A 19,688-nucleotide genomic window follows, 5' to 3' on the forward strand; every position below is an offset into this window, starting at 1 on the left:
TTTCTCCTAGCGATCGGTGCCGCCGTTGCGGGCGGCGGGTTGCGGATCGGTGGTGGGGATCTCGCCGGTCAGCGCGAGCGCACGGAACCGGTAGAGCGCCTTGGCCACGATCTCACGCGGGACGACGTGGAACAGCTTGCCCACCGCTTCGCCGACAACACCACCGGGGGGATCGAACCGCACGTCGAGATGGAGTTCGGTCCCACGATCGCCGGGCGCGGTGCGGAAGGTGAGCACACCCGTGTTCGCCACATCGGCGCCGTCGAGCGTAGACCAGCGGACCTCGTCATCCGTCGCCTGCGCCGCCGTCCGCCAGCGATACGTGCCGCCGGCCGGACCGTGCGCGACCCAGTCGGTCGCACCATCGTCGGCGGTCGAGACATCGGCAAAGTCCGCCCAGATAGCGGATTGGACATCGGGGCTGAGCCATAGTGCACGAAGTTCGTCGGCGGGCCTTCCGATCGTGATGGCGGCGCGCGCCGCCGCATCCAGAACGTCGTCGGTCGTATCTGCGGTCATTGGTAAGCCCTTTCTGTTGCGACCCGGGATCGCGTGAGGGAAGGCAGCGCAGCCGCCGCAGCGCCGCCGGGGATGACGCGGGTTTGGTGCTGCGGTGCGTTGTCCGGCGCTAGGCAACCACCATGGGCAGCGCGTCCGCGACGGTGCCTTCGGCGCGATAGTCGTCCGGGGTCTCGAAATCCTGCCGGGCCCGCCCGCGGGCCGCCTGCTCGCCGTTCGGCCAGCCGCTGCGATCCGAATAGTCGCGATCGCTGCCTGCGTCGCGCCGGTGGGCGGCCTTCACACCGGTATAGGCGGCGATGTCGAGCAACGTGACGCCCACGACCAGCGCCGTCGCCACCGCAGCATTGTGTCGCTTCGGGTTGTCACGATGCAGTGCAGTGGCAAGCGTCGCGAGATCGAGCGCGTCGCCGCCGATCCGTGCCGCCAGCCCGATCGGCTTGTCGATCGACAGCGTCGGGACTGCACTGGCCAGTTCGCGCGCGCCATAGCCGCGGATCAGCGCCTCCTTGCCTTCCAGACCAAGGCTGCGGGCGAGCTTGCCCGGCGCGACCAGTTCGGCGACGCCGAGCCCGATCGAAAACCAGCCGAGCGCACGGGCGAGCCGGTCGGCACCGCTCATCGAGCTGGGACCTTTACGCTCGACGCGAGGATCGCCGGGCGAGCGGGCGATGCCGGTAAGATTGGTGAGTGACATGGGTGCCTCCGTCAGGGCTGGAGCATGACCTTGATGCAGCCGTCCGCCTTGTCGCGGAACGTCCTGTACATTTCGGGACCTTGGGACAGGTCGACCTTGTGGGTGATGACGAACGAGGGATCGATCTGACCGTCTTCGATCCGGCGCAGCAGGTCGCCGGTCCAGCGGGGCACATGCGCCTGCGCCATGCGGAAGGTCAGGCCCTTGTTCATCGCCTGTCCCATCGGGATCTTGTCGACCAGGCCGAGATAGACCCCGATGATCGAGATGACGCCGGCCGGGCGACAGACAAAGATCATCTCGCGCAACACATGCGGCCGATCGTTCTCCGCCATCAGCATCTGCTTGGCGCGATCAAGCATCGTGTCCGGCTGGCCGAAGCTGACATGGCTCTCGGTGCCGACCGCATCGATGCATTTTTGCGGGCCGAGGCCGCCGGTCAGCTCGTTCAGCCGCTCGACGACGCTTTCCTCGTCGAAGTTGATCGTGATCGCGCCCGCCGCAGCCGCCATCGACAGCCGTTCGGGCAGGTGGTCGATCGCCACCACCTGTTCCGCGCCGAGCAGGATCGCCGAGCGGATCGCCATCTGCCCCACCGGCCCACAGCCCCAGATCGCGACGGTGTCGCCGGGCTGGATGTCGGCCTGCACCGCCGCCTGCCATCCGGTCGGCAGGATATCGGACAGGAACAGCAGCTTTTCGTCATCGATGCCGTCGGGCACCTTGATGTGCGTGGTGTCGGCGAAGGGCACGCGCAGATATTCAGCCTGGCCGCCGGGATAGCCGCCGGTCAGGTGCGTGTAGCCGAACAGCCCCGCAGTGCGGTGGCCGAACGCCTTGTCGCCCAGATCGCCCTTGCGGTTGGTGCGCTGGCACACCGAGAAATTGCCGCGCAGGCATTGCTCGCACTCGCCGCACTGGATGGTGAAGGGGATGACGACGCGATCGCCCTTCTTCAGCTTGCCTTTCGACCCGCTGCCGACCTCGACCACTTCGCCCATCGTCTCGTGCCCCATGATGTCGCCGGGCAGCATCGCGGGCACGAGATTGTGGAAGAGGTGAAGATCGGAACCGCAGATCGCGCAGCTTGTAACCTTGATTATTGCGTCGCGCGGATCTTCGATCGAAGGGTCAGACACCGTGTCGTACCGTATGTCCTCCTTGCCGTGCCAGACTAGGGCCTTCATGCTGGTCTCCTCGGTTAAGGGAGATCACCTAAACTTCTATAATCAATGCCGAACATGCGGGTGATCCCTAGGGAACATCACGCGTCTTCCGGCGCTTGCGCGGCTGCGATGCCGATGTGCGAAGGCCGCGCGCCTTGATCGAGAAGGCATCACCGACCGCTGGGTCAAAAGACGTTGCGAAAGGCGTCGGCGATCAGGATCTGGCGCGTCAGTTGCGCTTTCTCGAAGCCAACCTCTCGTCGTTCCCGGATTACGTCTACGCCTTCGATCGGGAACGTCGGTTCGCCTATGCCAATCCCCCCATGCTGGCGCTCTTCGAGCTCACCTCGGATGAGATGGTCGGCAAGACCTTTGCCGACCTCGATTACCCGCCTGATCTGGCGGCGCTGCTGAATGGCCACATCGATCGCATTTTTGCCGAGGGTGTGACCGTGGAGGATGAGGTATTCTATCGCACCCCGTCCGGTCACGCCGCGTTCTTCGCCTACCTCTGGGGGCCGGTCCGTGGCGCAGATGGGGTCATCGAGCAGGTCGTCGGGGTATCACGCGACACCAGTGAGCGGCGCGCCTGCGAGGAGGCGTTGCGCAAGAGCGAAGCGCGGCTTCGCGCCGCGACTGAGCTGGTGGGCGTCGGTATATACGCCTGGGACCCTGTCACCGGCGCGCTCGACTGGGACGAGCGGCTGCGTGCGATGTGGGGTCTCCCGCCTGACGCAGCAGTCGACGTCGACGTGTATGAGGCCGGCATTCACCCGGACGACCTCCCGCGTGTCCACAGCGCGATAGCGGCATGCATCGATCCGGCGGGCGACGGCCATTACGGCATCGAATATCGTGTGATCGGGCGAGACGACGGCGTCACGCGGCACATCGCGACTTCCGGCCAGACCAGCTTCCGGGAGGGTCGGGCCGTCGGCTTCGTCGGTGCGGCGATCGATATGACAACGCAACGCACCGCCGAGGCGGCAATCCGGGTGAACGAGGCGCAGTTTCGCGGTTTTGCCGCTCACAGCAGCAACCTGATCTGGATCGGAGACCCGGTTGCGGACACGATCATCTATCGAAGTGCCGCCTATGAACGGATCTGGGGCATACCTTGTCCGGCCGGAGCGACCGGTTTCGTCGAATGGATGAACGACGTTCATCCCGATGACCGATCGCAGGTCGAACATGCGCTTTCCTCCGTCAAGGCCGGTGAGGTTGTCCAGTTCGAATACCGGATCATCCGTCCGCAAGACGGCGCGATCCGCTGGCTTCGCGACACCAGCTTTCCGATCCCCGACGATGCCGGTGTCGTGGCCCGGATCGGCGGCATCGCGGAGGATTTGACCCAGGAGGACATTCGTCAGGCGTACGTGGTCAGCGCCCGGGCAACCGAAGCGCGCAAGCTGGGAAACTTCGTCCGGTCGCTCGGTTACCGCGTGCGGACATTCGACAGCGCCGCGGCGTTCCTCGACATTGCGGCGGTCCTCGCTCCCGGCTGCGTACTCGTGGACCTGCGCAAGGCAAGGAGTGACGGACTTTCGGTGCCGCGCGAGCTCAAGGCGCGATCGGTGGCGCTGCCGGTGATCGCGATCGATGCGCCCGGGGCAGACACTGCGGCGGCGGTCGCCGCCATGAAAGCCGGTGCCATCGATTATGTCATCGCCGGGGACGAGGGATTTGCGGCCAGCACGCTCGCAAACGCCATGGCGGAATGTCACGGCGCGGCTCGTCCGACGACTCGCGACGAGAACGCAGGTGCGCGCATCGCCCGGCTGACCACGCGCGAGCGCGAGGTGCTCGCCGGCCTTGTCGATGGCGGCACCAACAAGATCATCGGTCAGAAGCTCGGCATCAGCCCGCGGACCGTCGAACTGCACCGCGCACAGGTCATGAACCGACTCGATGTAGGCAATCTGACCGAGTTGCTCCAGGTCGCGCTCGCCGCCGGCTTCACGCCATCGGGCGGGGACGGCAGGGATCCGGGCAAAATCACCTAGGGATCCTCCGTTTGCCGCCGGCGGCGGCGCATCATCGAACAGGCTTAGTGCGACGTAATGTCCAGCGATGACGCGATTCATGATCCTGACCACGCCCTGGTGATCTTACGGCGACGCTTCGCCTCGCCGCTCGCTTGCGGGCCGGGCGGAAACCGCGCCCGTCGCGCGCTCGATGCGGAGGAGCATTGGGTCATGACCGATGCTATCGCAGATCGCGGCATGCGGATCGTCGTGTGTGACCGCGCCAAGCGCTATAGCGCTCCCCGAACAAGGTCCTGCCGCTATTCGATTGGTGTTGATATCGTCGCGTAACGATGAACTGCGCTTGCTTCGTGTCGGAAGTTCGGAGTTGGCCGTCATGATACCCGATGAAGCAGGAGCAACCGGCCGATGCGCTCGGCCTTCCCTTTTTCACGCCAAAAGGAAGTACGAACGCGGCATCATGATGATCTGGTCCCGGTCCGGATGGGACAAAGCTTCGAGGGAAATCGGGAGGCCGGAGCGATACGCTTCGGCCACGACGATCGGCTGAACCGAGCACGTCAGCAACTTGATCGTGCCCGATCGGCAACAATCGCCTGCACCCGCCTTCATGCCACGGGATGAACGACGCCGGATCAGCCCAGCATGAGAACGGCCTGGCAACATCCAATTCAACCGTGAGCGCCGGCAAAGCGAGCCGAAAGGTGATGCAGCCGGCGGCGATTGCATACTCATAGCCGGCCCAACCGGGAAAACGGCGGCGGAAGAGGTGGGATTCGAACCCACGGAGAGCTTGCACCCTCGCTGGTTTTCAAGACCAGTGCCTTAAACCGCTCGGCCACTCTTCCCGTCGCGCGGTGGCGGTGCCTATGGCAGCAAGGCTCGGACGTGTTCAAGCCCCCTGGTGTCGCTGCGGTCGTCCGTGCCGCGGGCGCGACGATTTGCGGTACCGCCGCAGCACGCGCTGTGTCAGAACCGGACGATCATGAAAGCGGTAACAACTCTCACGCGCGGTCTGGCCGCAGGGGCGTGCCTGATCGCGCCGACGATGGCCCCGGCACAGGACGACAGCGCGTTCCGGACCTATCTGACGCAGGTACGCGGGCGTGCGCTGGCGGCGGGCGTCTCGGCGGCGACGGCCGACAACGTACTGCCCGCGCTGACCTTCAACCCGCGCGTGGTCGCGCTCGACCAGCAGCAGCCCGAAGCGCGCCCCAATGCCCCGGTCCCACGCTTCGCGCCCTATCGCACCATGCACGTCGACACCGCGCGCATCTCGCGCGGACGCGCCACCTACACCGCACAGCGCGCCCGGCTGGCGCGGGTCGAGGCGGCGACCGGCGTACCCGAGGAGATCATGGTCGCGATCTGGGGCCATGAGACCAACTACGGCAGCTACACCGGCGATTTCGACACGGTGCGCAGCCTCGCAAGCCTCGCGTACGAGGGGCGCCGCCGCCCGCTGTTCGAGGGCGAACTGATCGCCGCGCTGAAGATGATCGATCGCGGCGTCTCGCGCACGCAGCTCACCGGGAGCTGGGCCGGCGCGATGGGCAATCCGCAATTCCTGCCCTCCGTCTACCTCCGCCTCGCGCGTGATGGTGACGGAGACGGCCGCGCCGACATCTGGAACTCGGCGGCCGACACACTGGCGTCGATCGGCAATTACTTCGTCCAGGCCGGCTGGCGACGCGGCCAGCCGTGGGGCGTCGCGGTCAACGTGCCCGCCAGCTTCGACCGTAGCGAGGTGCGCAACCGGCTCGTCTCGCCGCGCTGCCCGCGCGTGTTCGAGCGGCACAGCGGCTGGCACTCGATGGCGGAGTGGCGCGCGCTGGGCGTGTCGACGCAGGGCCGCACGCTGGCTGACGACGTGCAGGCGACGCTGATCGAGCCCGATGGCCCCGGCCAGACCGCCTATCTGCTGACGGGCAATTACCGCGTGATCCTCGACTATAACTGTTCGAATTTCTACGCGCTGTCCGTCGGCCTGCTCGCCGATGCGATTGCGTCATAGCGGCGGGTGACGCGCGCGCGGCGCGGCGCTATGGCATGTCGCCACATCGTTAATTCTCGCTTCGACACACGGAATCATAAATGACCAAGCTGCTGACCGTCCTTGCGCTTCCCGCTGCCGTCGTCGCGCTGGCGATGCCCGCCGTCGCCGCCGCGCCGCAGTTCGACACGCCGGCACCGGTCGCCTTCATGGAGGATCTGTCGTCGGGCGCGGTGCTGTTCGCGCGCGACGCCGATCGCCGGATGCCCCCGGCGTCGATGGCGAAGATGATGACGGTCTACACCGCGTTCCAGATGATCGCGCACGGCGACCTGAAGCTCGACACCGAGTTCGAGGTGCGGCCCGAGACGTGGCAGAAGTGGCACGGCCCGCAGGCGGGGTCGACGATGTTCCTGTCCTCGGGCGAGCGCGTTTCCGTCGCCAACCTGCTCTACGGCATCGTCACCTTGTCGGGGAACGACGCGTGCATCGTGCTCGCCGAGGGTATCTCGGGTACCGAGCAGGCGTTCGTCGAGCGGATGAACGAGGATGCCGCGAAGCTGGGGCTCAAGAACAGCCACTTCGGTACCGCGAACGGCTGGCCGGACGGCGGCGTCACCTATGTCACGGCGCGCGATCTCGCCACGCTGGCGGCAGCAACGATCCAGCAGCACCCGAAGCTCTACAAGCAATTCTATTCGCGGCGTGATTTCACCTGGGGCAAGACGTTGGGCGGCGGGCAGGCGATCACCCAGGCCAATCGTGACCCGTTGCTCGGCCGGGTTGCCGGCGCCGACGGTCTGAAGACCGGCCACACCGATGAAGCCGGCTATGGCTTCACGGGTTCGGCCGAGCAGAATGGCCGCCGGCTCGTGATGGTGCTGGCCGGGCTGACCAGCTTCAACCAGCGCGCGAGTGAATCGGTGCGCTTCATGGAATGGGGCTTCCGCGCGTGGCAGGCCAAGCCGGTCGTGAAGGCCGGCCGCGAGGTCGGCACTGCCGCGGTCCAGCTCGGCAGCGCACGCGAGGTGAAGCTCGTCGCGCCGAAGGACCTGACCGTCACGATCCCGTCGGGCAGCCGGCCGAAGCTCGCCGCGAAGATCGTCTATGACGGCCCGATCAAGGCGCCGATCAAGCAGGGCGCGCACATCGCCGATCTCGTCGTGTCGTCGCCCGGCCTGCCCGAGCAGCGGATGCCACTAGTCGCCGGTGGCGACGTCGGCGAGGCGGGCTTCTTCGGCCGTGCATGGCAGGGGCTGTTCGGCTGACCGGCAGCACCGGCATGACAAGAGGGCGGTTCCTCAGCCTCGAAGGCGGGGAGGGGGCAGGCAAGTCGACGCAGGTCCGCGCGCTCGCCGCCGCGCTTGGCGACCGGGGGATCGACACCGTCGTCACCCGCGAGCCCGGCGGCAGCGAGGGGGCGGAGGCGATCCGCGCGCTGCTGATGCAGGGCGAAGCGACGCGCTGGAGCGCGCGCGCGGAGGCATTGCTGTTCGCTGCCGCGCGGGCCGACCATGTCGAGAAGGTGATCCGCCCCGCGCTGGATGCCGGGCATTGGGTGATCTGCGACCGTTATCTCGACTCGACCCGCGCCTATCAGGGGCTGGCGGGCGGGATTGACGATGCAGCGATCCGCGCGCTGCACGATTTCGGCGCGCAGGGGCTGCTCCCGGATCGCACCTTCCTGCTCGCGCTGCCGACTGCGATCGGTGCGGCACGGGCGGCAGCGCGGGACGGTGCCGCAGCCGACCGGTTCGCGCGGCGCGATCCGCACTTCCACGCCGCCGTCGCCGCCGCGTTCGAGGGCTTCGCAGCGCGCGAGCCTGCGCGCTTCACCCGCATCGACGCCACGCTCCCGCCCGAGGCGGTGACCGCAACGATACTCGACGCGCTGGCGGACCTGCTGCCGTGACATCGCTCCGCGGTCATCGCACCGCGATCGACGCCTTTCTGGCGGCGAGCACCGGCGGTGCGCTCCACCACGCCTGGCTGCTCGCCGGCCCGCTTGGCGTCGGCAAGGCGACGTTCGCGCAAGCCGCCGCGCTTCGGCTGCTTGCCGATGCGATGACGCCGGGCGTGGTGCCGCCCGGCTTCGCGGTGCCCGATACCCATCCCGCCGCAAAGCTGATGGCCGCAGGCTCGCATCCCGATTTGCGCGTGCTGCGCCGGCTCGCAAAGAAGGACAAGGAGGACGAACTCGCGCGGTCGATCACCGTCGACCAGATCCGCAGCCTCGGGCCGTTCCTCGGCACCATGCCCTCGCTGTCACCACGCCGTGTGATCGTGATCGACGCCGCCGACGATCTCGAACGCCCCGGCGCGTCGAACGCGCTGCTCAAGAGCCTCGAAGAGCCCCCCGCCGGCACGGTGTTTCTGCTGGTCAGCCACGCGCCCGGCCGGCTGCTGCCGACGATCCGCTCGCGTTGCCGACTGCTGCGCTTCGATCCGCTCGACGACGCCGACATGGCGGCAGTGCTGGCGGACATCCTGCCCGATACCGATCCCGACGAACGTGCGGCGCTGGTGCGGATCGGGGAGGGGGCCCCCGGCCGTGCGGCCGGCTATGCCGGTCTCGACCTCGGTGCGATCGACACTGCCGTGGAAGCGATCGGCCGCGACGGCGACCCGACCCTCACGCGCCGCTCGGCACTCGCCCGCGCGCTGTCACCGAAGGCCGCGCAGCCCCGCTACGAGGCGTTCCTCGATCGGGTCCCGACGGTGATCGCGCGCATGATCGCGCTGCGCGTCGGCACCGATCTGCGTGCCGCGCTCGACGCCTATGACGAGGCGCGCAAGGTCGCCGCCGCGGCGCGCAGCCTGTCGCTGGATGCACAGGGCACCGTCTACGAACTCACCGGGATCGTCGCCCGCCTCGCCGGCCCCAACCAGCCGGTCCGCTGACTTCGTCGCCCCTGCGCGGGCAAGGGCCCATGTCTGTCTCGTGCCGCGGCCGGTATGACACATGGCGCTCCCGGCCTGTGTCACCCCCGCTTGTTCTGCCGACCATCAAACCCTAGTGAAGCGGCATGGGCGACCCCTTCTATATCACCACCGCGATCAGCTATCCCAACGGCCGTCCGCATATCGGCCATGCCTATGAGGCGATCGCCGCCGACGCCATCGCGCGTTTCCAGCGTCAGGCCGGGCGCGACGTTCGCTTCCAGACCGGCACCGACGAACACGGCCTGAAAATGGTCCAGACCGCACGCGACAAGGGCGTCGAGGTCCGCGCGCTCGCCGATGAAATGTCTGGTTATTTCAGGGGGATGTGCGACGCGCTGAGCATCAGCTATGATCGGTTCATCCGCACCACGGACGCCGATCATCATGTCGCCAGCCAGGCGCTGTGGCGTGCGATGGCCGCCGCCGGAGACCTGTACCTCGATCGCTACGAGGGCTGGTATTCGGTCCGTGACGAGGCGTTCTACGACGAGAAGGAACTGGTCGACGGGGAGGGGGGCGAGAAGCTTTCGCCGCAGGGCACCCCCGTAACGTGGACCGCGGAGGAGACGTGGTTCTTCCGTCTCTCCAAATACCACCAGCCGCTGCTCGATTTCTACGCCGCCAACCCCGACTTCATTCGCCCGGAATCCCGCCGCAACGAGATCCTGCGCTTCGTCGAGGGTGGCCTGTCCGACCTGTCGGTGTCGCGCACCAGCTTCGACTGGGGCGTGCCGGTTCCCGACAGCCCTGGACACGTCATGTACGTGTGGGTCGACGCGCTCACCAACTACCTGACCGGTGCGGGCTATCCCGACGGGAAGATGCCGCACTGGCCGGCCGATCTGCACCTGATCGGCAAGGACATCGTCCGCTTCCACGCCGTCTACTGGCCGGCGTTCCTGATGTCGGCCGGTGTCGCGCTGCCCAGGACGGTGTTCGGCCACGGCTTCCTGCTTCATCGCGGCGAGAAGATGTCCAAGAGCCTCGGCAACGTCGTCGATCCGCTCGGTCTGGCGAATGCGTTCGGCGTCGACGGTCTGCGGTATTTTCTGCTTCGCGAAGTCAGCTTCGGGCAGGACGGCAGCTACGCGGCCGACGCGATCGTGACGCGCGTCAACGCCGAACTGGCGAACGCGTTCGGCAACCTGGCGCAGCGGACCTTGTCGTTCATCGCCAAGAACCTCGGCGGTGCGCTTCCGGAAACGGGGCGCACGGACGTGGCGGACGCCCAGCTGATCGAGGAGGTCGTCGTCGCCTGCGCCGGCTTCAAGGCGGCGTTTGACGACCTGCTGCTCAGCCAGGGCATCGAGGCATGGATGCGCGGCGTCTTCGCCTGCAACCAGTACATCGACGCGCAGGCCCCGTGGGCACTCCGCAAGACCGATCCTGAGCGGATGCACGCGGTGCTCGGCACGCTGGTCCGCGCGATCCGGATGCTGGCGATCACGATCCTGCCGGTGGTACCGGCCGGCGCGGGGCTTATCCTCGATCTGCTCGGCGCAGAAGACCGTGGCCACGCCGCGATCGACGACGACGGCTGGTACGCGCGACAGGCGGCGGCCGGCTTCGTGCTCGCGACCCCGACGCCTGCGTTCCCGCGGCTGGAGATGCCGGCGGAAGTGGAGCCGTCCTGATGCTCGCCGACAGCCATTGCCACCTCAATTACAAGGGGTTGGTCGAGGAACAGCAAGCGGTGCTCGAACGTGCGCGGGCGCGCGGCGTCACCGCGATGCTCAACATCGCCACGCGGGAGAGCGAGTGGGACGCGGTGCTCGCCACCGCCGAGCGTGAGCCCGACGTGTGGGCGACGGTCGGCATCCACCCGCACGAGGCCGACGCGCACCCGCATGTCGATACCGCCAGGCTGGTCGCGCGCGGCCGGCATCCGCGGGTGGTCGGCATCGGCGAGAGCGGGCTCGACTATCATTACGATCATTCCGACCGCGATCGCCAGCAGGCGAGCTTCCGCGCGCACATCGCCGCCGCGCGCGAATTGCAGGTTCCGATCGTCGTCCACACTCGCGACGCCGAAGAGGACACCTTGGCCATCCTGCGCGAAGAGATGGAGCAGGGGACGTACACCGGCGTGATCCATTGCTTCACCGCAAGCGCCAATTTCGCCGATGCGGCGCTCGAACTCGGATTCTACATTTCTATTTCCGGCATCGTGACGTTCCGAAACGCGACCGACCTGCAACAAACCGCCACCCGGCTGCCTCGCGAGCGGCTTCTTATCGAAACCGACGCGCCATTTCTGGCGCCGATTCCGCACCGCGGCAGGCCCGGCGAGCCGTCGTTCGTTGCCGACACTGCTGCGTTCCTCGCTCGTCTGCGCGGCGAGGATCTCGAGGAATTACAAACCTATACCGCGCGCAACTTCCACGATTTGTTCAGCAAGACGCACCCGGCGTGAAGGTCCGCATCCTCGGCTCCGGCACTTCGTCCGGCGTCCCTCGCATCGGCAACGACTGGGGCGACTGCGATCCGACCGAGCCGCGTAACCGACGGAAAAGATCGTCGATTTTGGTCGAGCACGAAGGCACTCGCATCCTCGTCGACACCAGCCCCGACATGCGTGAACAATTGCTGGAGGCGCGTGTCGAGCGGTTCGACGCCGTGATCTGGACCCACGAGCACGCCGACCATGTCTTTGGAATCGATGATCTTCGTCAGGTCTATCATGTGCTCGGTCGCCCGGTAGAAGGCTATGCGCGGTCGCGCACCGCCGCCGCGCTCCGCCGGCAGTTCGGTTATGTGTTCGAGGGTAACCGCGGCTACCCACCCACAGTCAATCTCAACGACTTACCTGATCGCCTTCAGATCGGCGCGATCGCGATCAGCGTCGTCGATCAGCCCCACGGCGGGATTACTTCTGCCGGATTGCGCTTTGAGGCCGCCGGGCAGGTTATCGGATATGCAACCGATATCAGCGCGATGACGGCCAGTATGCATGATCATTACCAAAACCTGGACGTCTGGATTGTCGACGCGCTGCGCCGTCGTCCACATCCGACGCATCCCGACCTTGCAACGGTGCTGGCGTGGCAGGAAGCGCTGCGACCACGCCGCACCGCGCTGGTCCATATGGACCAATCGATGGACTATGCCTCGCTATGTGCGGAACTTCCGGCCGGCGTAGAGCCAGGTTTTGACGGATGGGAATGGTCGGCGTGACGGACCGAAGCATGCAGGTCGCGATCCTGCTCCTTGTGCTGGTCCTGCCGCTGACCAGCTTGATAGCGCGACGCGTACCAGCACGTACCATGTTGATCTACGGCGCGATCTGGCTCGGAATCGCCACGACCCTCCTCGTTACGGCATCCCTATTTACATAACGTGGATTATCGAGACAAGCAGCTGCTCCGAACCAGTCGTCTCGCTCAGCTTTTTGTTGCCCGTGTGGCCTTTGCTTCAGCAGTCAGCACAAGCTCTGCTGCCAGCAACGCACCGGCCTGATCCTGCGCCACCGAGGTCCGCTCGACGAGGTCAATGATGAACTGCGGCCCGAACGGCAGCGGCACTTTCGAACAATCAATGTAACGCGTGCCCTTCCGATCGGCGACGAACAGATGGTTGCCGCCCGGACGTCCGGCGATGTCGACATATTTCCGCAGTTCAATGTAGCCCTCGGTGCCGAGGATGAAGAGCCGCCCGTCGCCCCAGGTCGGCAGCCCGTCGGGCGTGAACCAGTCGACCCGAATATAGCCCGCTCCGCCATCGCCGTGGAGCATCATGTCGCCAAAATCCTCGAATTTCGGATGGTCCGGATGCGCGAAATTGCCGGTTTGCGATGCCAGCACCTGCGCGCGCGTGCTGCCGGTCAGGTAGACGAACTGGTCGGCCTGATGGCTGCCGACGTCAGTCAGGATGCCGCCATTGCGCGCCGGATCCCAGAACCAGTCCGGGCGGTTGGGCGCAGACACCCGATGCGGTGCGAGGTTGATCGTCTGGATGACGCGCCCGATCGCGCCGTCATGCACCATCTGCCCCGCCATCACCGCGGCGGGCACCTCCAGTCGTTCCGAATACATGATCCCGTATTTGCGCCCGGTCTCCTTGATCGCGCGACGCACGTCAGCCAGCTGCGACAGCGTCGTTACCGCTGCCTTGTCGCTGAGATAGTCCTTGCCCGCGCGCATCACCCGGATACCGAGCGGTGCTCGCAGGCTCGGGACGGCCGCGCTGCACACAAGCTTGATTGCGCGATCCTGGAGGATTTCGTCCTCGCTTCGTGCCAGCTTCGCGCCCGGATAGCGTTTGCGGAAGGCGGCGATCTGCTGTGGGTCGGTAGCGAAGAAGCTGGTGAGCACCCCGCCCCCCCGGATCATCGCGTCGGTAATGCCGTAGATGTGATTGTGATCCATGCCGATCACCGCGAACGGCACCCGGTATTTCGCTTCGGGCGCCGGCTTGGCAACCGCGGTCTCGGTCGGCGCATCGCCGCGCGTGGCGGACTGCGCCAGCGCATCGCCCGCCAGCCCCATCAACCCGGCAGTCAGCCCCATGCCCAGCACAGCGCGGCGATCGGAATGCGTCATGATATTGTCCCTCTCAAACCGTCACCAGCGACGTTGGCCATGTCTTTGCTTCGCCCTTGTCCATCGCCTGCTCGCCAAGCAGTGAGGCCACGCTGGCATGATAGGCCTGCTGCAACAGCCCCGGCAGCGGCTTGCCGGATCGTACCGCCTCGCCAAACCCCTCGAACTGCAGCATCGTCTCGTCATACTCACCCCAGCCGAGCGACTCCCCCGGGGTCGTCACCGGCAGCTCCGGAAACCATGTCGCGCCGCCGATCGGAATGGTCCGCTTGTGCCCGCGCTTCACGTCGGCCTGCATCCGCTGCAACGCCAGTGCGCGCGCGGGCACCTCCTGGTAGATGCGGCCCAGCTCGGGTTCGATCGTCCCCTTGCTGCCTTGTACCTGCTCCTCGCACCCGTAGCGCGCATTGTTGAGCAGCGACGTGTAGATCACCTTCCGCCCACCGGCATATTCGTAGATCAACGCAACATGATCGTAGACTTCGCGGCCATCCTTCCAGAAGCAGATGCTGCCTGATCCGATCACCCGCGTCGGTACCGCATCGAGGAACCAGTTGCCGACCTGTAGTTGATGCGTTGCCAGCTCGGTCATCAATCCGGCCGAGCTTTCACGATACAATCGCCAGTTGATCCGACGATCGTCACTGTCCGCCGGAACGGGGCGTCGCCACGCATTGTTGCGGTGCCAGCTGGCGCGGATTTGCGTCACGGTCCCGATCTCACCCGCCTTCACGCGCCGTAACGCGTTCAGATAGGTCGGGTGGAACATCCGCTGATGCCCGATCTGCAGAACCTTGCCACGGGCTCGCGCACGCTCGACCATCGCGCTGCAATCGGCGATCGTCCGCGCCATCGCCTTTTCGCACCAGACGTGCAGCCCGGCATCCATCGAGTCAAACGTGTGCTGCGCATGGCGATGAAGCGGCGTGGCGATCACGACAGCGTCCAGCCCGCGCGCATCGAGCATCGCGCGATGATCGCTGAACTCGGGCGTGCCCGCCGCTACCCACTGCCGCGCCTTGGCAAGATTGGGCGCATACGTGTCGCAGAGCGCAGCGACTCGGCAATTGCGCGTCTTGGCGATATTCTGGATCAGCGCACGCCCGCGGTCGCCGGTGCCGATCACGCCCAGACGCACCTTGCCGGCACCGGCGGTTTCCGCCCCGGCCGCCATGGCCACCCATGGCGTGGCGGTTGCCATCACGCTGCCCGCGCTGGCCGTCAGCACGCGGTCGAGAAACGTCCGGCGGCTCAGGTCGAAGGTCTTGTCGGTCATCAAGCGAACATCCTGGTGGAGGCGGCGGACGCGAAATCGAACAGCATCCGTCGTTTGTCATCATGCAACCGTCGCGCGGCGACGTCATCCGCCACGATCAGGGCAGTACTCAACATCTCGGCCATTGCGCCGCTTCGGTCCACGACGACGGCCGTTCGCGGCGAAATAATGGGTGCTGACGCACCTGGCCGCAGCAGTGCCGCGCGCTCCGGAGCGGCGGTGCCGAACCCGACCGTCGCGGAAATCGACAGCGCCTCGTCGACCAGCTCGACCACGACCAGCGACCGCTCCGGATTGCGCGGATCGGGTACCGCGAGCGACCAGCTGCCGCCCAGGGGGTGCTCGCCGATTACCGCGATCGAACTCTCTCCGGCGGACAGCAGCGCGCACCCTACCCCCGCCGCGCGCAACGCCAATACCGCAAGATCGAGGGCATAACCTTTTCCGAAGCCGCCGAAATCCAGCGCGACCGACGCGTCAAAGGCAATCGTCGCCGCGTGCCGGTCGAGCCGGATCCCCGCCCAGCCGACGGCATGTCGCGCATCGATGGTCGGATCGAAGAGCCCTTCGGTCGCAGCGCGCGCATCATCGATCCGGATCAGCGCGTCGAACAGGATCGGATCGGCGATCTTTGCGGTCTGCCCGGCGCGCAGCGCCTCGTTCATGGCGGTCGCTGGCGACGGGCGGTGGATCGTGAGCGTATCGTCGACCCGCTCGATGGCATCCCGCGCGAGCGCCAGCGCGTCGGAGGCGCCGCCGCCGAAGCGATGCAGCTCGATCCGCGTGCCCATTGCAGCGAAACACAGCTCTCCGCTCGCGGGCAACGCGCCTGTCGAGGCCGCCTGCGGCGTCAGGCTTTGACTTCCCAACCGGGCTGGTAATCGACCGCCCACAATTTCATCGCCTCCGGACTGGTCGGCTTGCCGGTCGAGGGATCGATCGTCAGCTCACTGTTGGTGCGATAGGCAATGTTGCCGAGGTGGCAGAGCGTTGTGCTGATATGCCCCTCCGCGATTGGCGAGGCCAGCGTCGACACATGGCCACGGATCACGTCGACGAAATTGCGGGCGTGATAGACATCGAGGACCCCTTCGCCGACCGTACCGGTGGTCTCGGACGTCGCAGCAGCCTTGACCTGCCGGGTCGGCTTTCCAGCCAGATCGAACAACTCAAAGCCATTGCGGTCGACGACAGCCGACCCCTTGGTGCCGAGCAGCAGGACCCCGCGCCCCCGGCCATAAGCCTGTTGCGCGTTGCAGCTCTGCCCGTTCCAGCGGATCGCACGGTCGCCGTCGTAGATCAGGTCCAGCGCGAGCGAGTCGTACATCTCCCAGTCGTCGCCCTTGTGAAAACGCTTCGCTCCGCGCGCAACCACCGTCTTGGGATAGGTCAGCCCCATCAGCCAGCGCGCGACGTCCAGTTCGTGCATCGCATTGTTGCAGATCTCGCCGGTGCCATACTTCCAGAACCAGTGCCAATTGTAGTGGACGAGGTTCGAGCGATAGTCACCACGTGGTCGCGGACCCTGCCAGAGATCCCAGTTGAGGTTGGCCGGTGGCGCGACGACGCTGCCGTTGCCGATTGAGCCCCGATTGTTCGCGTACCAGGTCTGTGCCTCATAGACGTCCCCTAGTTCCCCGGCGCGGATCAGCGCACCGAGCTGCTGCGTCTCCGGGCTCGAGCGCTGCTGGTTACCGACCTGTAGCTTGCGCCCGGTGCGCTTCTGCATGGCTATCAGCGCTTCACCCTCGGCGGGTGCGATACCGATCGGCTTTTCCAGATAGCAGTCGCGCCCGGCATCCATTGCATCGACCGCCAGCTTGGCGTGCCAGTGATCGGGAGTCGCCACCGTGATGATATCGACGCTCTTGCGATCGAGCAGCCGGCGGTAATCACCCTCGGTCTTCACACCGCTGTTGCCCTTGGCGGCGAACGCCGCGGCGCGCTTCGCGAGCACATCCGAGTCCACGTCGACGAGATGCGTGATCGTGACGTTCGGCTGTTTGGCAAAGGCGCTCAAATGCGCCTGTCCGCGGCCGTTGACCCCGACGACCGCGACGCGGAGCCGGTCGTTGGCGCCCTTGATCTGCGCATAGCTTCGCGCACTGATCGCGACACCCAGCGCCGCACCGGCGCCGGTTAACATCGTTCGACGATCGATCATCGGCTCATCCCTTTGAATTCACGAATCTTGATCGACCGGAAGTCGACGCGGTCGCCATGGTCCTGCAACAGGATCGGGCCCTGCGCGCGCTCGCCGAACTGCGGCCATTTGGCATACTTGCTTTGCGCCACCAGCGCCCGGAAAGCTGGTGATCCACGCTCATATTCCACGACCTTGAAGCCGTTGAGCCAGTGTTCGACATGATGGCCACGCGACACGATCACGGCGCGGTTCCATTCGCCCGGCGGGTTGATCCGCTTGCCCGGGCTGTCGGGATCCGACAGGTTGCGGGCCGGGATGAGGTCGTAGAGCGAGCCGAGCGTGCGATTGCCGTCGCGGCCGCGCTTGGCATCGGGATGCCGCGCGTCGTCGAGAAGCTGGTACTCCAGCCCGATGGCCGACCCCTCGCCCTTCGACAGCGCCGGGTCGACGAAATATTTGATCCCGCTGTTGGCACCCTCCCTCAGCCGGAAATCCACCGACAGTTCAAAATCCCGGTATTCGCGGGTCGTGATGATGTCACCACCGTTGGTCGATTCCGCGCCGTTGGCGCCTTCCACGGTCAACAGGCCGTTGGCGATCGACCAGCCCTTCGCCGGAAAGCCGCTGCCCTTCGCCGCGGTCCAGCCGCTGGTACTCCGCCCGTCCCACAACAGCTTCCAGCCTGCGCCGCGCTCGTCGTCGGACAATTGGTTCGAAAGCCAGCCCTGCTGCGGTATCCCGGTCGCCGGCCGCGCAAAGCGTGCCGGCCGATCCGTGATCATCCGAACGTTGCGGAAGCGCGCCTCGGGGTGGCGTGCTGCGTCCGCGTCGGGGATGGCGTGCACCTGAAAGGCGATGAACCCGCGGGCGTCCATGTCATCGACGACGTCGGCGGCCGGCACGCCGTTGATCCACGTCCGCAGCCGATTACCGATCGCCTCGACACGATAGTGGTTCCAATCGCCCGAGCGGAAAGCCCGTCGCGCCGCTTCGTTGCGTCCAAGCGTATAGAGCCATTGTCGCCGCTGCTCGTCGTAAAGTCCGCCACTCCATGCCCGTTTCGAGGGATCGATCTCCGCCTGGTAGCCGAAGACAACTCCATTGCGGTAGTCCGGGCGGCTCTGCCCCCGGATCATCACCCCTGAATTGAGCGCCGGATCGGTCTTCGCATCGAATTCGATGATGAAGTCGCCATATTGCGCGTCGGATACCAGCCAGCTGTTCGTCTTGCCCGGTTCGGCACGGCCGACCAACTCGCCGCCGGCGACATCATAGGTCGCGTTGCCCCCGACCTTGTGCCAGCCGCCGAGTCCCGCGCGTGGGGTCACGTCGCGCCACGGCGCGCCTTGCCGCGCAGCTTGGGGCGGCCGGGCGGTGACGATGGTGGGCAGCGAGGTCGACAGCAATGCCCCCGCTACGAGTGTTCGGACCTTCATCAAGCACCCTGCCCTGTTGCGAGGCCCGGACGCGAACGCCCGAACCGTTTTGTGACGGGTGCCATTGCACCTCTCCCGACACTGAGCCTAGGTCGCGGCCCGACCACTTGCAATAGACATGTCAGACATTGGCGACCGCCTTACGTTAGGCTAGGGTCACATCCCGGCGTCGCAACGGTCGCCTGCGGACGAAACAGGACGATCGATGCGGAAGACAGAGAGTGGCGGCAAATTGTACCGCGGGATTGTCGACGCGATCATGGCTGACGTCGCCGACGGCATCTACCCGGTCGGGACGCGCCTGCCTGCCGAACGCGACCTGACCGAGCGCTTCGGGGTAAGCCGCCCCACCGTCCGCGAAGCGATGATCGCTTTGGAGATGCAGGGGATCGTCGAAGCACGCAAAGGTTCGGGCGTTTTCGTGCTCGCGACCGGAGCAGTCGATGCGAGTCGCGAGCTCGACATCGGCGCGTTCGAGATCACCGAGGCACGGCGATTGCTGGAGGGCGAGGTGGCCGCGGTGGCCGCCACCGAGATCGATACGGCGCAACTCGCTGAACTCAGGTCCTTGCTCGCCCAGATGGAGCAAAGCGACGTGTCGGCCGCCGAGGATGCCGACCGCCGCTTTCACATCGCGATTGCCGAAGCGACCGGGAATGCGGTCATCATCGCTGCAGTCACCGATTTCTGGGACATGCGCTTTCGGTCGCCACTTGCGCGCGAGGTGCTCGTGAAGGCGGGCAGCCTCGGAACCGAGAGCCGGATGGCGGAACACGGCCGCATCCTTGCCGCGCTGGAGGTGCGTTCGCCCGTCGACGCGCGCAATGCGATGCGCGACCATCTCTCGCGCGTGATCGACCATCTGCTCGACGTCACCGAAACCGAAGCAGTCGAGCGCGCACGCGCGGAAGCCACGCAGCGCCGCCATGCGCTTGCCCGTCGTGCCGTATGAAATCGCGGTGAGCATTGTCAGCATGGACTGACAATGC

Annotated in this window: 18 protein-coding genes and 1 tRNA gene; 10 read left to right on the plus strand and 9 right to left on the minus strand. The window is 66.2% G+C overall.

Features of this window, described 5'->3' with window-relative positions; genetic code table 11:
• Positions 1-6 precede the first annotated feature (6 nt).
• The 3 genes from BACI71_RS07825 to BACI71_RS07835 form a co-directional block, all read right to left on the minus strand.
• On the minus strand, positions 7-519 hold the full coding sequence (locus tag BACI71_RS07825) for an SRPBCC family protein (protein WP_159757233.1): 513 nt from the start codon (positions 517-519) through the stop codon (positions 7-9).
• 109 nt (positions 520-628) lie between these two features.
• On the minus strand, positions 629-1,216 hold the full coding sequence (locus BACI71_RS07830; protein WP_159757236.1) for a hypothetical protein: 588 nt from the start codon (positions 1,214-1,216) through the stop codon (positions 629-631).
• An 11-nt stretch (positions 1,217-1,227) separates the two neighbouring features.
• A complete protein-coding gene (locus tag BACI71_RS07835) occupies positions 1,228-2,403 on the minus strand; it encodes a zinc-dependent alcohol dehydrogenase (RefSeq protein WP_159757239.1) in 1,176 nt (391 codons plus the stop codon).
• A 134-nt stretch (positions 2,404-2,537) separates the two neighbouring features.
• On the opposite strand from BACI71_RS07835, the gene BACI71_RS07840 reads away from it, so the two are divergent.
• Both BACI71_RS07840 and BACI71_RS07845 read left to right on the plus strand, forming a co-directional pair.
• A complete protein-coding gene (locus BACI71_RS07840) occupies positions 2,538-4,385 on the plus strand; it encodes a PAS domain-containing protein (RefSeq protein ID WP_159757242.1) in 1,848 nt (615 codons plus the stop codon).
• A 57-nt stretch (positions 4,386-4,442) separates the two neighbouring features.
• On the plus strand, positions 4,443-4,697 hold the full coding sequence (locus tag BACI71_RS07845) for a hypothetical protein (RefSeq protein ID WP_159757245.1): 255 nt from the start codon (positions 4,443-4,445) through the stop codon (positions 4,695-4,697).
• Positions 4,698-5,128: 431 nt separating this feature from the next.
• On the opposite strand, the gene BACI71_RS07850 is transcribed toward BACI71_RS07845, so the two are convergent.
• A tRNA-Ser gene (locus BACI71_RS07850) sits at positions 5,129-5,215 on the minus strand.
• Positions 5,216-5,352: 137 nt separating this feature from the next.
• Between BACI71_RS07850 and BACI71_RS07855 the strand changes: the two genes are divergently transcribed.
• The 7 genes from BACI71_RS07855 to BACI71_RS07885 all read left to right on the plus strand — a co-directional run bounded on the left by BACI71_RS07855 (position 5,353) and on the right by BACI71_RS07885 (position 12,477).
• On the plus strand, positions 5,353-6,381 hold the full coding sequence (locus BACI71_RS07855; protein WP_159757248.1) for a lytic murein transglycosylase: 1,029 nt from the start codon (positions 5,353-5,355) through the stop codon (positions 6,379-6,381).
• An 80-nt stretch (positions 6,382-6,461) separates the two neighbouring features.
• Positions 6,462-7,628: a D-alanyl-D-alanine carboxypeptidase family protein gene (locus BACI71_RS07860; RefSeq protein ID WP_159757251.1), complete on the plus strand. Its 1,167-nt coding sequence runs from the start codon at positions 6,462-6,464 to the stop codon at positions 7,626-7,628.
• Positions 7,629-7,642: 14 nt separating this feature from the next.
• The gene (gene tmk, locus BACI71_RS07865; protein WP_159761000.1) at positions 7,643-8,272 is read left to right on the plus strand and encodes a dTMP kinase; all 630 of its coding nucleotides are present in this window, start codon (positions 7,643-7,645) and stop codon (positions 8,270-8,272) included.
• Positions 8,269-9,261 (plus strand): DNA polymerase III subunit delta', encoded by a 993-nt coding sequence (locus tag BACI71_RS07870; RefSeq protein WP_159757254.1) that lies wholly within the window; start codon positions 8,269-8,271, stop codon positions 9,259-9,261. The genes tmk and BACI71_RS07870 overlap by 4 nt, the downstream gene beginning before the upstream one ends.
• A 125-nt stretch (positions 9,262-9,386) precedes the next feature.
• Positions 9,387-10,937 (plus strand): methionine--tRNA ligase, encoded by a 1,551-nt coding sequence (metG, locus tag BACI71_RS07875; RefSeq protein WP_159757257.1) that lies wholly within the window; start codon positions 9,387-9,389, stop codon positions 10,935-10,937.
• A complete protein-coding gene (locus BACI71_RS07880; protein ID WP_159757260.1) occupies positions 10,937-11,716 on the plus strand; it encodes a TatD family hydrolase in 780 nt (259 codons plus the stop codon). The genes metG and BACI71_RS07880 overlap by 1 nt, the downstream gene beginning before the upstream one ends.
• On the plus strand, positions 11,713-12,477 hold the full coding sequence (locus BACI71_RS07885) for an MBL fold metallo-hydrolase (protein ID WP_159757263.1): 765 nt from the start codon (positions 11,713-11,715) through the stop codon (positions 12,475-12,477). Before BACI71_RS07880 ends, BACI71_RS07885 begins: the two co-directional genes overlap by 4 nt.
• A gap of 206 nt (positions 12,478-12,683) precedes the next feature.
• On the opposite strand, the gene BACI71_RS07890 is transcribed toward BACI71_RS07885, so the two are convergent.
• Genes BACI71_RS07890 through BACI71_RS07910 form a run of 5 tightly spaced genes read right to left on the minus strand, consistent with a single transcriptional unit; the run spans position 12,684 to position 18,699 of the window.
• Positions 12,684-13,841, minus strand: coding sequence for a Gfo/Idh/MocA family protein (locus BACI71_RS07890; protein WP_159757266.1), 1,158 nt, complete (start codon positions 13,839-13,841; stop codon positions 12,684-12,686).
• A 13-nt stretch (positions 13,842-13,854) separates the two neighbouring features.
• A complete protein-coding gene (locus tag BACI71_RS07895) occupies positions 13,855-15,117 on the minus strand; it encodes a Gfo/Idh/MocA family protein (protein WP_159757269.1) in 1,263 nt (420 codons plus the stop codon).
• Entirely contained in the window at positions 15,117-15,941 is an 825-nt protein-coding gene (locus BACI71_RS07900) for an FAD:protein FMN transferase (RefSeq protein ID WP_236552896.1), read from the minus strand. The genes BACI71_RS07895 and BACI71_RS07900 overlap by 1 nt, the downstream gene beginning before the upstream one ends.
• Before the next feature lie 26 nt (positions 15,942-15,967).
• The gene (locus BACI71_RS07905) at positions 15,968-17,281 is read right to left on the minus strand and encodes a Gfo/Idh/MocA family protein (RefSeq protein ID WP_159757273.1); all 1,314 of its coding nucleotides are present in this window, start codon (positions 17,279-17,281) and stop codon (positions 15,968-15,970) included.
• Complete coding sequence (locus tag BACI71_RS07910; protein ID WP_159757275.1) at positions 17,278-18,699, minus strand: 3-keto-disaccharide hydrolase; 1,422 nt, start codon at positions 18,697-18,699, stop codon at positions 17,278-17,280. Before BACI71_RS07910 ends, BACI71_RS07905 begins: the two co-directional genes overlap by 4 nt.
• 205 nt (positions 18,700-18,904) lie before the next feature.
• Between BACI71_RS07910 and BACI71_RS07915 the strand changes: the two genes are divergently transcribed.
• A complete protein-coding gene (locus tag BACI71_RS07915; protein ID WP_159757277.1) occupies positions 18,905-19,651 on the plus strand; it encodes a FadR/GntR family transcriptional regulator in 747 nt (248 codons plus the stop codon).
• Positions 19,652-19,688 lie beyond the last annotated feature (37 nt).

The sequence above is a fragment of the Sphingomonas sp. 8AM genome (assembly GCF_902506455.1).
Lineage (GTDB): Bacteria > Pseudomonadota > Alphaproteobacteria > Sphingomonadales > Sphingomonadaceae > Sphingomonas.

Coding starts and splice junctions, on each gene's coding strand:
- BACI71_RS07855 (WP_159757248.1), top strand. CDS start 5,353: ATGAAAGCGGTAACAACTCTCACGCGCGGTCTGGCCGCAGGGGCGTGC.
- tmk (WP_159761000.1), top strand. CDS start 7,643: ATGACAAGAGGGCGGTTCCTCAGCCTCGAAGGCGGGGAGGGGGCAGGC.
- BACI71_RS07905 (WP_159757273.1), bottom strand. CDS start 17,281: ATGATCGATCGTCGAACGATGTTAACCGGCGCCGGTGCGGCGCTGGGT.
- metG (WP_159757257.1), top strand. CDS start 9,387: ATGGGCGACCCCTTCTATATCACCACCGCGATCAGCTATCCCAACGGC.
- BACI71_RS07880 (WP_159757260.1), top strand. CDS start 10,937: ATGCTCGCCGACAGCCATTGCCACCTCAATTACAAGGGGTTGGTCGAG.
- BACI71_RS07915 (WP_159757277.1), top strand. CDS start 18,905: ATGCGGAAGACAGAGAGTGGCGGCAAATTGTACCGCGGGATTGTCGAC.
- BACI71_RS07830 (WP_159757236.1), bottom strand. CDS start 1,216: ATGTCACTCACCAATCTTACCGGCATCGCCCGCTCGCCCGGCGATCCT.
- BACI71_RS07890 (WP_159757266.1), bottom strand. CDS start 13,841: ATGACGCATTCCGATCGCCGCGCTGTGCTGGGCATGGGGCTGACTGCC.
- BACI71_RS07895 (WP_159757269.1), bottom strand. CDS start 15,117: ATGACCGACAAGACCTTCGACCTGAGCCGCCGGACGTTTCTCGACCGC.
- BACI71_RS07835 (WP_159757239.1), bottom strand. CDS start 2,403: ATGAAGGCCCTAGTCTGGCACGGCAAGGAGGACATACGGTACGACACG.
- BACI71_RS07910 (WP_159757275.1), bottom strand. CDS start 18,699: ATGAAGGTCCGAACACTCGTAGCGGGGGCATTGCTGTCGACCTCGCTG.
- BACI71_RS07825 (WP_159757233.1), bottom strand. CDS start 519: ATGACCGCAGATACGACCGACGACGTTCTGGATGCGGCGGCGCGCGCC.
- BACI71_RS07845 (WP_159757245.1), top strand. CDS start 4,443: ATGTCCAGCGATGACGCGATTCATGATCCTGACCACGCCCTGGTGATC.
- BACI71_RS07860 (WP_159757251.1), top strand. CDS start 6,462: ATGACCAAGCTGCTGACCGTCCTTGCGCTTCCCGCTGCCGTCGTCGCG.